4 protein-coding genes and 9 pseudogenes are annotated in these 12,789 nt (G+C 60.2%); 10 read left to right on the forward strand and 3 right to left on the reverse strand.

Annotation, left to right across the window (positions count from 1 at the left end; genetic code table 11):
- Positions 1-169 precede the first annotated feature (169 nt).
- Positions 170-619, reverse strand: coding sequence for a transposase (locus AC066S_RS36010; protein ID WP_430642560.1), 450 nt, complete (start codon positions 617-619; stop codon positions 170-172).
- A gap of 435 nt (positions 620-1,054) precedes the next feature.
- On the opposite strand from AC066S_RS36010, the pseudogene AC066S_RS36015 reads away from it, so the two are divergent.
- From AC066S_RS36015 to AC066S_RS36045, 7 genes and pseudogenes are all read left to right on the forward strand, one after another.
- Positions 1,055-1,914: pseudogene (locus AC066S_RS36015) on the forward strand (tyrosine-type recombinase/integrase).
- A 9-nt stretch (positions 1,915-1,923) separates the two neighbouring features.
- Positions 1,924-2,374: pseudogene (locus AC066S_RS36020) on the forward strand (IS91 family transposase); the annotation flags it as partial.
- Between the two features lie 85 nt (positions 2,375-2,459).
- Positions 2,460-3,494 carry an IS110 family RNA-guided transposase gene (locus AC066S_RS36025; protein ID WP_126261834.1) on the forward strand — a complete coding sequence of 345 codons (1,035 nt, stop codon included), beginning with the start codon at positions 2,460-2,462 and terminating at the stop codon, positions 3,492-3,494.
- A 267-nt stretch (positions 3,495-3,761) separates the two neighbouring features.
- Positions 3,762-4,496, forward strand: a pseudogene (locus AC066S_RS36030) (IS91 family transposase); the annotation flags it as partial.
- 374 nt (positions 4,497-4,870) lie between these two features.
- A pseudogene (locus tag AC066S_RS36035) lies at positions 4,871-6,220 on the forward strand (IS701 family transposase).
- 103 nt (positions 6,221-6,323) lie between these two features.
- A pseudogene (locus AC066S_RS36040) lies at positions 6,324-6,619 on the forward strand (helix-turn-helix domain-containing protein); the annotation flags it as partial.
- Positions 6,615-6,800, forward strand: a pseudogene (locus AC066S_RS36045) (IS5/IS1182 family transposase); the annotation flags it as partial. The pseudogenes AC066S_RS36040 and AC066S_RS36045, both read left to right, overlap by 5 nt.
- Positions 6,801-7,075: 275 nt before the next feature.
- Here the strand turns inward: AC066S_RS36045 and AC066S_RS36050 are convergent.
- Positions 7,076-8,079: pseudogene (locus tag AC066S_RS36050) on the reverse strand (IS110 family RNA-guided transposase).
- A gap of 101 nt (positions 8,080-8,180) precedes the next feature.
- On the opposite strand from AC066S_RS36050, the pseudogene AC066S_RS36055 reads away from it, so the two are divergent.
- Positions 8,181-8,730 (forward strand): annotated as a pseudogene (locus AC066S_RS36055) (transposase); the annotation flags it as partial.
- Positions 8,731-8,854: 124 nt separating this feature from the next.
- On the opposite strand, the gene AC066S_RS36060 reads toward AC066S_RS36055, so the two are convergent.
- Entirely contained in the window at positions 8,855-11,107 is a 2,253-nt protein-coding gene (locus AC066S_RS36060; RefSeq protein ID WP_126261835.1) for a hypothetical protein, read from the reverse strand.
- 1,085 nt (positions 11,108-12,192) lie between these two features.
- Between AC066S_RS36060 and AC066S_RS36065 the strand changes: the two are divergent.
- Positions 12,193-12,279, forward strand: a pseudogene (locus AC066S_RS36065) (plasmid pRiA4b ORF-3 family protein); the annotation flags it as partial.
- 204 nt (positions 12,280-12,483) lie between these two features.
- A complete protein-coding gene (locus AC066S_RS36070; protein ID WP_235884907.1) occupies positions 12,484-12,768 on the forward strand; it encodes a plasmid pRiA4b ORF-3 family protein in 285 nt (94 codons plus the stop codon).
- Positions 12,769-12,789: the final 21 nt, after the last annotated feature.

The raw sequence follows: 12,789 nt of genomic DNA on the forward strand, positions 1-12,789 counted from the left end.
ATGATTTTACAATTTCATCAGTCGAGCCCACTTTTCGCGCAAGGTGGCTAATGCTTGCAGCCGCTATTTCCGCTCCAGGAGGGCTCGTCTTGTCCACGCCTTTGATTTCCGTCGTTGACGACGACGCCTCAGTCCGTGCGGCGACAGAGAATCTTTTGAAATCGCGTGGCTACATCGCCCAAATGTTTGCCTCGGCCAAACACAGAGGAGCCCGGAGCAGGCTGAAACGCTTTGAGAAGCCGTACGGTTGATTGCGATTGCTGCGGTTTGGAATAACCGGCTTGGTTCCGCGCTCATCGAGTTGTTCACGCAATTCGGCGCTATCATAGGCTTTGTCACCGAGCATCCGTTTCGGCCGCTTGACCCTGCGGATCAGGCGCTCTGCGATCGGACAGTCGAGCGCTTCGCCTCCAGTCAACAGAATGGCGATCAGGCGCCCCTTAGCATCTGCGAGTGCGTGTATCTTCGTGTTGCCCCTCCGCGCGAGCGACCAACAGCCTGCTTCTGCCCCCCTTTTCCGCCCGCTGCCGAGCGATGCGCTTTGACGTGCGTAGAGTCGATCATCTGGGTGTCCGTCGATCGACCGTTGCCGGCAAGCTCCCGGAACAGGTTTTCCCATATGCCGCGCCGCGCCCACCGGGCGAAGCGATTATAGATCGTCGTAGGAGGTCCGTAGGCGTCGGGACAATCGGACAACGGCAGCCGCTTTTCAGCACGAGTATGATGCCGCTGATAATGCGGCGATCGTCTTGCCGCTCGAAACCGCGCACTTCGGTTTGCAGATGAGGTTCGATCCGCTGCTACTGCTCGTCGCTCAGCAAAACGATCACGATCCCAATCCTTCCCCAAAGAGAATCAGTATCGTATTGTCACAGCAGAAAAATTAATGAGTTCTCACCCTAGCACTACTTTGGCAGATTGTTGATTTTGCCGCGCTTTAGAGGATTGGACGAAGCCGCTGTCGCGGCATGTAGGGAGGCATAGCAAGGATTGCCTCCTGTCTGAGAGGATTGCGGGTTTTCGAAGCCCAACCCTTCAGACAGGAGGTTTTCCGATGGCTGAGATCAGCCCACTTCGCCGCCGCATGATCGAGGACATGACGGTCCGCAATCTGTCACCGGCGACGCAGCAATCCTACCTCAACGCCGTAGCGAAGTTGAGCCGATATTTCGGTCGCTCTCCCGACCGCCTCGACCTGGAGGATATCCGTGCCTTCCAGGTTCATCTGGTTGCGACGGGGATGTCCTGGCCGGCGCTGAACCAGATCGTCTGCGCACTGCGGTTTTTCTACGGTGTGACGCTTGGTCATGACACCGTTCCGGAGCGCATCGCCTATGCACGCAACCGCGCAAACTTCCGGTCGTGCTGAGCGCCGACGAGGTCGTGCGCTTCCTGGAAGCAATCCCGAGCCTGAAGAGCCGTACCGCGCTGACCACGGTCTATGCCGCCGGACTGCGCGTATCGGAAGTGGTCCTCTTGAAGGTTGTCGACATCGACAGCCAACGGATGCTGATCCGGGTCGAGCACGGCAAGGGCGGCAAGGACCGTTACGTTATGCTCTCGCCGCAGCTTTTGAGGATTCTGCGGACGTATTGGCGGCTCACTCGGCCAAAGCGATGGTTGTTTCCCGGCCGCGACGACGAGCGTCCGCTCGTCCCGAACGTGCTACACGCCGCCTGCCGTTCAGCTTGTGCGGCGGCCGGCTTGAGCAAGTCGGTGACGGTGCACACGTTGCGGCACACATTCGCGACCCATCTCCTGGAGAACGGGGCCGACGTGCGCATCATCCAGGTGCTGCTCGGCCATGCCAGCCTGGCCAGCACGGCGCGCTATACCCAGGTCGCCACCAAGACCATCAGCAATACGCCAAGTCCGCTGGACCGGCTCCACCTGGAGGTCGTGCCGCCCGGCTGAGCGGGCGCCATGGCTCCGGTTCTGGAAGTGGCGGATATCTTCCGCCGCCACGGCGAAGCGTTTCGGCAAGCCCGTGCCGAGCATCTGGGCCGCATCGAGCGGCGCGTCATGGGCGCGATTACGGCCTGCCGGACGGCTGTGCTCGGCGGCCACGTCGAGCAGTGCGATGACTGCGGCGCCACACGCATCGCCTATAACTCCTGCCGCAATCGGCATTGCCCGAAGTGCCAGGGCGCGGCGCGCGCGCAATGGCTCACCGAACGGCAAGCTGAACTCCTTCCCGTACCGTATTTCCACGTCGTCTTCACCATGCCGGCGTCCGCCGGCGAGATCGCCTTCCAGAACAAGGCTGTCGTCTATGCCCATCCTGTTCCGCTGCGCGGCCGAGACGCTCGCCACCATCGCGGCCGATCCCAAGCATCTCGGCGCTCAGCTCGGCGTGACTGCCGTCCTCCATACCTGATGTGGTGGAACGGCCCGCTCCATCAGCATCAAAGTGCTAGAACGTGGTCGTTGTTCGAACGCCACAAAGGAGGGACCGTTCCGTGAAACAGGTTATCACCATCGGACTGGATCTGGCCAAGCACGTATTCCAGGTTCACGGGGCGGATGCCAAGGGCTCACCCGTGTTCAACCGGAAACTGCGGCGCAGCGAAGTTCTGCGTTTCTTTGAGAAGCTGCCAGCATGCCTGGTGGGGATGGAAGCATGCGGTAGCGCCCACTATTGGGCACGCGAGATCGCAGCTCTCGGTCATGAGGTGCGGCTCATTCCGCCGGCTTATGTCAAACCCTTCGTCAAGCACGGCAAAACGGATGCGGCGGACGCGGAGGCCATCAGCGAAGCGGTGACCCGAAAGACCATGCGCTTCGTGCCGATTAAGACGGCCGAGCAACAGGCTGCCGCGATGGTGCTCAAGACCCGCGCTCTTCTAGTGCGGCAGCGAACGCAGGCGGTCAACGCGTTGCGCGCGCACCTAGCAGAACTGGGCATCATCGCCACCGCCGGCCTGGCAAAGGTTGAGGCGCTGGTCGCGATCGTGCGGGACGAGACAGATGCTCGCGTGCCAATAGCGGCGCGCTTCGCCCTGAGGGCTATTGCCGATCAAATTGAAGCTTCAGCCGACCAGATCGACAGGCTTGAGCGCGCAATCGTCATGGAGGCCAAGCACGACGAGGACATGCGTCGGTTGACGACGATCACTGGCGTCGGTGCCATTACTGCGGCGACCATCAAGGCGCTTGTGCCGGATCCCGGCGGTTTCAAGTCGGCTCGCCACTTTGCCGCCTGGCTGGGATTGACGCCGCGGTCTCATTCAAGCGGAGGCAAAGAGCGGCTGGGACGAATATCGAAGATGGGAAATCCGGAACTCCGCACTCTCCTCGTCGTCGGGGCAACAGCCGTCTTGCGGGTCGCCCGAAACGACGCTCGGGCGCAACCGCGGCTGAAAGCGCTGCTCGCCAGACCGCCGTTCAAGGTTGCAGCGGTTGCGCAGGCCAACAAGACGGCGCGGATCATCTGGGCTCTTCTAAACAAGGGCGGAACTTATCGGCGTCCCGCCGTTACCGCGGTCGACGTCTGATGGACGAATGACCGCCAAAACGATCTGACCGGCGCAGGCCGGCGGAGGGCAAGGTGCAACAACAGGCGATGAACCCATGGGACGAAATCCCGAGACGAGTGAAGCTGCTGGCCCTAATGCGCTCAAGCGCGCATACCTGATTTAGCTCTTCGTTCCGCGGATCTCATCGAGGCCAGCGGCCATCGCCGCGCGCAAAGGCCGGACATATGACCGCACCGTTCCAATGTGTGAAATCGGCTGAAAAAGCTCTTGCCACGCGGGCCGTTCCACATATGGGGCCAGACCCTGCAACACCATCCGCATATCCACTGCGTCGTGCCGGGCGGTGGACCCTCGCTCGACGGCACACGCTGGGTCGCTTGCCGGCCCGGCTTCTTCCTGCCAGTGCGCGTCCTCTCCCGGCTGTTCCGCCGCCTGTTTCTGCAAGAGCTACAAGCTGCCTACGCGGCTGGCCAGCTGAGCTTCTTTGGCGCTCTCGCCCATCTCACCGATCCCGCTGCATTCGCCGCGCGCCTTAATCAACTTCGACAGACCAACTGGGTCGTCTATGCCAAGCCACCATTTGGCGGGCCCGAACAGGTGCTGGCTTATCTCGGCCGCTATACGCACCGCGTCGCCATCGCCAACAGTCGGCTGATCTCGCTTGCCGACGGCAAGGTGAGCTTTTCCTGGAAGGACTATCGGCAGAATCGCAAAGCCAAGGTGATGACGCTTGATGCCGGTGAGTTCATTCGTCGCTTTCTCCTGCACACCCTGCCGGACGGCTTCCACCGCATCCACCACTATGGCCTCCTCGCCAATGGCGGACGCAACGATAAAATCGCCCTCTGCCGTCAACTCCTTGCTGTCCGCAACGCTCCGGCTGATCAGGAAGCCAGCGGCGATCCTCTCGTCAAATGCGAGATCCCCGTCTGCCCACATTGCGGCGGCACCATGCGGCGCGTCGATGTCGTCCCGCGAGCCTGCGCACGCGACCATCCGCTTCGTTGTGATACGTCATGACCAGCGCCTGCATCATCCACCCCTTCCGGGATGACCCTCTCGGTGGCAACATCCGATGTCGCCGTGGCCGCGTTCGTCACCAATCACCCCGTCGTTCGTTCGGCCGCGCATCCCAGCACAGCAAATCGATCGCGGTATCGCGCCCCTGGCCAGATCAATGCGGCCGCTCGTATCAGCTGAATGTCTCGCCGACGCGCGGCGACCACAGGCGCGCCTTCTCCGCAGCCGCACTGGCTGCACTATCCCCATAGCGCCCACAACTCCGCGGCTTCGTTCAATCCGGCTTCTATGAGGTCGCAGCTACGACAGAGCGCGAGGCTGGCCTTTGCCCCGCGACCTCACAGAACCCTCAAGATTCCCGAATCAATTTTTCAATGATTCATGGGTGGTCGGCTCTTGGAGGGCTGACCATGCCGGGATGGGAAGACGAACTCGAACGCTGGCTGATGCCGTTCTTGGACCGGCTGGGTCATAAGACCCGGCAGCGGATGTGTCCTCTATATGTTGCGGGATTGATCGGTCCTGGCGACCGCAAGAGCGTTCAGCCGATGGCAGACCGCCTTGCCACGAGCAGCTACGACCAGTTGCACCATTTCATTGCGGACGGTGTCTGGGACCCGACGCCGCTGGAGACAGAGCTGCTCGATCAGGCGGACCGACTTGTCGGCGGCAGGGATGCGGTGCTGGTTATTGATGACACCTCACTGCCGAAGAAGGGCGAACGCTCGGTTGGTGTTGCGGCTCAATACGCGTCGGCTCTCGGCAAAACAGCAAATTGCCAAACGCTGGTGTCTTTGACGCTTGCGCGCGGCGAAGTGCCCGTGATGGTCGCGTTGCGCCTCTTTCTGCCCGACAGTTGGACAAGCAATATGTCTCGTTTGAAGCGCGCTCGCGTGCCAGCCGAATACCGAACGCCACGGTCCAAGCCGGAAATTGCTTTGGCCGAAATTGACCGCGCGATAGCAGCCAAACGTGCGCTTTGGATGTGTGTTGGCGGACGCAGGATACGGACTTAGCGCACCGTTTCGACAAGGGCTAACCGAGCGCGGGCTGGCCTGGGCTGTTGGCATCCCTCGGCACCTGAAGGTGTATCCGGTCGATGTGAAGCTCATTTGGCCGATTACCAAAGTCCGCGGGAAACCACGAAAGCACCACGTGCCCGATATCTTATCGATTGCGGCAGAACAAATGCTGGCCAGCGCCAAATGGAAAACCGTGAGTTGGCGCAGCGGGACGAAAGGTCGACTGAAAGCCCAATTTGCTGCTCTCCGCGTCCGGACCGCCGACGGCCCTCCACAGCGGATATGGGATAAAGGTCAGCAGCATCTCCCAGGCGACGAAGCCTGGCTCATTGGCGAGCAACGTGCCTCAGGGGAAAAGAAATACTATCTCGCCAATCTCCCTGCGGCGACGGATCTGCGCACACTGGCCGCCACCATCAAGGCACGGTGGATTGGCAGCAGGCCCATCAGCAGTTGAAGGAGGAGCTTGGACTTGATCACTTCGAAGGGCGATCATGGCAAGGTCTTCATCGCCACGCCTTGATGACAATGATTGCCTACGCCTTCCTGCAACATCGTCGCCTCGCATACGCGGGGCGGAAAAAAAAGAATCAACGGGCCTCCGCCCCAGCCAACCATGCCAGCCGTACGTCACGCCATCGTAGATCTCATCCTCCGGCCGCCACCTCAGCACTGCCCATATTGCCGAAAGCAAATCCTTGAAAAACAGCGGCGAAAGCACATTCTGCCAAAGTCGTGCTAGTCATCTGGAACGCAAGTTCGTCACATTAGTTGATAGCTCGAATCTCTATAGAGGAGAGTGCTCGTGGCGAATGCAGGTGAGCGAGGCCGGCCGATCGCGCCGCTGGTTCTTAGCCCGCAGGAGCGGGCGTACTTGGAGAGGCAGGTTCGTCGTCATTGCGTTGCCCGATCGCTACCTGAGCGCTGCCGCGCGATCCTGCGGTGTGCGGATGGCTTGCCAAGCAAGTCGGTAGCTGCCGAACTCGGCCTCCACGAACACACCGTGGCAAATGGCGCCGCCGATTTTTGAAGGACCGCTGTGATGGCCTGCTTGACGAAGCCCGCCCTGGCCGTCCTCGAACCATCAACGACGATCAAGTTCAGGCGGCATCAGGGACAGTTGCGCATCCTGCGTAGCAGGCTCGGCCCAATCATTCGCGACATCCGCCGCAACATCAAGGGCCAGCCGGCACTGGAGGAGGCCTTCGCCCTTCCGCTCGGCTGGGTCGCGCAGATTCATTCGCAGCAGCAGCGCCAGCGCGGCTGGAAGCTTTATTCCTTCTGTGGTTGCCGTCCGTGATGCAAGAAGATTTTTTACTTGCAAGCATGTGATCGAGTGCGCGCTTCTGTGAGGCCTTCATGTGCGGCCCTTCAGATGCCGCCGGCCGGGATGGTGATCTGCGGATCAAGTCCAAATCTTCCATTCGAGCTCGAAGCTCCAGGAATAAAGCTGGTTTTCCTGATCCAGATCTTTCGATCCTTTGCCCATGCAAGTAGTCGTCTTCTCACACTCCCCAACGTACCGGCGTTAGATTGAGACCCGCTGCGGACTGATCGTCATGCAGTGGCCTCCAGCGCCGGATCTCGATAGTTCTCCTTCTTCGTCCAGATGGCGCGTGCCATCTTGTTCGCGAGTGCGACCGCCACGAGCATACGCGGCTTCTTGAGCAGTATGCGGCCCAGCCAGGTTTTCTCGCTTATGGACTTTCGTCCCAGCCAGCTCAGGCGGGACATCGCGCCAATGATCAGGAGCTTACGTATGTCCAGTTGGCCGGCCTTCGACGCCCGGCCAAGCCGTTGCTTACCACCCGATGAATATTGCCGTGGGACAAGTCCCAGCCACGCGGCGAAATCCCGGCCGGATCTGAATGTCTCCATCGGCGGCCCGAAGGCCTCGATCGCCAGCGCGGTGATCGGGCCTACGCCGGGCATCGTCTGCAGGCGCTTTGCCGTTTCGGTCTTCGTAGCTAGCTCCTTGAGTCGCACCAGCATGGCCTGGATCCGAGCGGTCTTTTCAGCGATCTGCTGCAGCATATCGCGGCAGAGGTCGTGCACGAGCTTCGGCAAATCACTTTGCTCTTGGTCTAAGTCGTGAATCTGCTCATGCCTGGGTTTCCTTGCGGAGCGATGTAGCCGTATTCATAGAGATACGCACGCAAGGCATTCGTCAATTCGGTGCGCTGGCGGACCAATTGCTCGCGGTTTCGAAACAGAACCGCCCGCGTCTGCTGAGCCTCGGTCTTGATCTCGACAAAACGCATTTCCGGACGCTGCGCCGCGTCAACGATCGCCTCGGCGTCGGCCGCGTCATTCTTCTGACGCTTCAAGAACGGCTTGACGTAGCGCGGCGAGATCAATTTCACGTCGTGTCCCAGCTTAATCATCTGCCGAGCCCAACAATGGGCCCCGCCGCAAGCCTCCATCACCACTACGCTAGGCGCCTGCTCAGCCATGAATTTGCGAAATTGAGCTCGCGAGAGCTTCTTGCGAAACTTCACGTGCCCCGTCATCGACGCGCCATGGAGTTGGAAAACATTCTTTGCCAGATCCACGCCGATCATCGTATCTTTCGTCACGGTTGCCGTCCTTTGCGCTCAGTGGCTGTGAACCACCCTTATGGCACATTGCGATGCCGTCAGGGATGGACGGCAACCATCCCATCTTCCATGCTCCGGAGGTGGAATGCATCGGCAAAGCCCAGGCCCCCGCGCCTTACGAGTTCGGCGTGAAGGCCTCCGTCGTGACCAACAATCGCCCCGCTCCCGGCGGACTGCTCGTGCTGCACGCGAGCGCAATGCACGACAATCCGTATGATGGGCACACACCCTGCGGGACGCCATCGAGCGCACCGAGACGCTCACCGGCTGTCCGATCGAGCGGGCCTATGTCGACAAGGGGTACCGCGGCCGCCACGCGCAAAATCCCCGTCGCGTCTTCATCTCCGGCCATAAGCGCAGCGTCTTCGGTGTCATCAAGCGCGAGCTGCGCCGTCACTCTGCCATCGAGCCCATCATCGGGCACATGAAGGCCGAAGGCCACCTCGGCCGCTGCTACCTCAAAGGCCGCGCCGGCGACGCCGCCAATGTCGTCCTCTCAGCCGTCGGCCACAACTTCCGCCGCATCCTCGCCCGGTTCAGAGAACTCTTGGGCCTCTTCCTGGAGTTGCTAATGGCGAACGCTCGCCTCTCCAACAGCTCAATCCGGCTTCTTAGCTCAGGAGTTGGCGCCTGGAGCCCAAAGTGCGGTTCATTCGGCCACTGGATCCGGATGCGAAGAAGACCGATGCCGTACCACAAGCGGCGCTCTATCGAGTCGCTTAACTAGTCTCGTATCGAGTCACCTGCGTGCCCCGCGCTCCGTTCCGGCAAAAGGATACCCTGGATAGCCGCTAAAAGCGGAACCTAACAAGGACTTGCAGAACGCAGGCGTGAGCTTGCCGCGGTGGATCACGACGTCTTCGTGACCCGTTGCAGCTCGAGCGTTCTGCCAGAGGCGATTGTAGCCGCGCTGTTCGTTGGATTTCACGTGGCAAGCGGCGAATTCGGCGTCATCCAATGTCGTTAACTGCCACGCATAGACCGGCCGCTTCGTATGGATGTGCACCCACATCGGATTCACCGTACCACTGCGCAGTGGCGTAGGCTGCAGCTTGATCTCGAACAGCGTTCCTGGCTCACCCTTCAATGCGCGCGGTGACTCCAAGGGAGCCAACTCCTCGGCCGCCTGCAACCGTTCGAGGTACTTCTGCGAGGGAAACGCATAGGTCTTCATGCAATCGATCTCGATCGAAGCCTTTCGCGCCTTCAAAGCATGTGCCTGCCCCTGAACCTCCGACAACATCGCCTTGAGGCGGACTATTTTGTCGTGCACTTCGGGCAGTTGCATAGGCGTGAGTAGGCCGCGGCGGCGAGGTTCGTCCAGCGCGGCTACACAGGCCTCAATCTCCGCAGATTGGCTCTGCAGCCGCTCAACCACGATGTCCACGACGTGGTCGGCATCTTCGGGCTTCATGTGGCGCGCTTGCGAAATGGCTCTTTGCTCGCTGCGCAGATCGAATTGCAAGAGTTCGTCCAATCGCGCGAGCAGGCGCGTCAGTGTCTCCTTCGATGGCGGAGCCTGCCATATTGCCAAGTGTTCCCTCGCCGACGATGACATTCTCGTATGCGCCTCTTCCGCGCTCGCGAGTTTCTTCGTGCCCAGATCCGAGAGCACAATAACCTTGGTGGTTCGAGCCGTGTCGGATTCGGGCCTAGCGAGCTGCGGCTCGGGCTGCCCGGCAGCCGAACTCCCCGCACCTCCGGCCTGCCTCCGCTTGCCCTTCCCTTTCCTGCGCGTTGGACTGCCTTCGGCCGCCGGGTCCTTGCCGGCGGCGTCTGCCGGCAACGCAAGGCCAGCCTCCGTTGGCGCTGCGATGATGGCTGGTGTCTTCGGCTGCACTGCTAGGAGGCGCATGACCTCATGGGCAGTGACCCACGCTCCTTCCACGATCTGATCCAACAGATCCAACGGAAGCTCGGGACTTGCTCCCTTATGCCTTAGCTCGGCAACCATGTTGGGCAACGCCGACGCAAATTCCGATAGCCGCTCCATGACCCCTTCCAGAACGGCGCAGTGCTCTGCGTCGAGGGCTTGTCCTTTGCTGTGCAGAACAGCGTCGCCCGTTGAGAGGAATGCCGGAACAACATCGCCCATGAAGGTTCCGAGTAGACGTGCCCGACCGTTCTCACCCAAGAGGATTTGCCTGACGGCCGGGTCGAGCGTGCTCGCGTGCGACTCAATCATGACCCGCGCGAGAAGGACTTGCGATTGCAGATGCACGCACCTCGTATTCAGTGCCCAGCCGGTATGCAGCCTTAGTGTCGCCTGTTCGGTCTGTCGCATTTCGGCCGTTGCACTTGGCAAGCTGGCAGTGGCTGCGCAGACGGACTGCATCCGTTCAGAGCGCAATGCCTTCTTTTCCCACCACTCCGTGCAGGCCAAATAGTGTTTCGCCACACTGGAAGCCGCTCGGATCAGCTGGTCGGGCGGAGCATTGGATTGGCGCATCCGCTCGAGTATCTTTCCCGCATTCTCCCTACGCTGCTCCAAGGCGTAGATAATCGGTGCGGCCAGCGCGTTGCATTCGTTCCCCGCATCCAGAGTCCGGTCACGAACTCGGCGAGCCTGATCTTCGGACAGAATGCTGCGCGCCACATCTGGAGACAGGCTCGCGTAGTAGTCCAGAACTGCTGCGCCTGCTTTGACAACCTGATCGATCAGCTCTTGCGCCTCAGACGAGCTCTGAGCGCCCATGGCAGCACTGTGGCAAGCATCAAGTTCCTCAAGCAGGCCGTCCATATTTTGTTTCGCTGCGTTGATCCCCTCACCGCTTGAGGAAATGGGGACTGCCACACCCGAACCTGAGGGCAGGCTCGCGAGCGCCGCCATTCTATCTTCAGACGCTAAGCGCATCCGCTCCACGACAGAGTTGAAAACTCGGTGGCCTTCCGCAGGGACATTTGGCTCCGAATGCGCACTGCTCGATACCGACGTGGTGTCGGCTCCCGCAGCCCCAACGTGCGGTTCGCCAGGTCGGCCAATGCCCGTCATGTTCCATCTCCCATACGGTCAACAATGCGCAGCGTCCCTGGATAGGCCGCCTGGCTGACGGTTGGCTGACGAAGGATGCTCTCCGAATGCACAACCCGCCGTCCGAGTTCCAATTTCATGGAAGCTGTTGTGGTGCTGAGGCAGCAATAGGGGATGACCCATAAGGTGCGGGATAGTCGATTGTAGCGCCGGTCCGCATTCCGCTGGCTCGCCGTGACCAGTATGGAAATGTGCGCTGCCAGAAATAGCCCTGCCAAAGTCATTCCCGAATACCGAAAGCCGTCGAGCATGGCGAACCGCAGGGTCGATTGTCAGGCTTTCGGCAGCAGCAAAGCTCTTATTAACCGGGAGGAGATGCTATTGTCCGACCAAAGAGTTTCGGATTCAACAATGCGTAGATCTGGCTCGATGTGGAACGTTCCGTCAAGTCGACCTCCTCTTCTCGCGTTCGAGTGAGCAGAACCTACGCTGCGCAAGTCCTTTTCAGAATAGGCCCTCGCCGAGGAGGCTGCCCAGTTGAGCGCACTTACAATACGCTCATAAAAAGAGCGCAGTGAGCGTGCCAAGCACACCGAGCGCCAATCTGATATCGGCAAACTACCGTTAGCCCGTCTCGAAACAGCAGAAAGCGTGAGAATCGGTTCCACCACTAAAATTGCTCCCACCGATCTCACGATTATGCAGATAATTTCGAGCTGCATGTATCCCAGTGCATATATCCGAAGACGAGAAGGATACCGCCGAATGGTATCAGCAGAAACATCGGCAAGAGCGTTGTCAGGTCCCCGCCGGCCTTTCCAAACTGCTTTGAGGCAATCAACGCTGCGAAAGCGCTACTCCAAAGAAAATGGCGTCCACCGCTCAATCTTCAATGCTGAACTCATCGCCTGACGTATCGAAAGCGCTGTCAAGGTGGTTTCCAATCAATGGACAGCATCTCCTGGCTGCCTTGGACGGCTTGAGCGTCGATGTACAGGATGCATGCACATAATCCGAGGCTGGCGGCATGGGCCTGAACACGACCTCGGTCCGGATCAAGGTGGCCTCTCAAGGATGTGAAACCGGAGGTGACGCGATGCCTTGTCGTGCCGCTCACGCTGCGCCTTGATCGGCTGCATCTGACGCTTCAGGCGGCGTTTGGCCGGGCGAACAGCCATCTCTTCGAGTTCCTGGCCGGCGAAGGACGTCGGGGTATCCATGATCCCGGAGGAGATTTTGGCCCTCAGCCCATCGATGCATCGCAAGACGCAGCCCTTCAATATCGTTCTGGAGACCGGCGCGAAGACGATCCATTATCTCTATGACTTCGGTGACAGCTGAGGCCAAGTGATCAAACTCGAAAAATGGTTTGACACCACGTTAGAGGGACATCCCTCCTGCTCGAGGACGTCGGTGGTGCGCCCGGCTATGCCGAATACCTCGATGCCAGCGGCGACCCTACTCATCTGGAATATGAAAATATGCGCCTCTGGGGCCCGCACAGTTCGATCCCAACCTCGTCGCCCCGAGGATGCTCGAGGCCGCCGCCAGCGCATTGTCCAAATTTGGAAGCCGCGGCGTCGCGGCACGCGGCTCACAGATGTCAAGCGTCAATCATCAAAAGGGCCGCAGAGCTACGCTTACAGTCCGCTTCCCGGTCTGGCAAGCCAAGTCGGCAATGAAGAGGCGAGGAACTCAGCTCG

This window comes from Bradyrhizobium sp. CFUWI, from assembly GCF_056429085.1.

Coding starts and splice junctions, on each gene's coding strand:
- AC066S_RS36010 (WP_430642560.1), bottom strand. CDS start 619: ATGGGAAAACCTGTTCCGGGAGCTTGCCGGCAACGGTCGATCGACGGA.
- AC066S_RS36060 (WP_126261835.1), bottom strand. CDS start 11,107: ATGACGGGCATTGGCCGACCTGGCGAACCGCACGTTGGGGCTGCGGGA.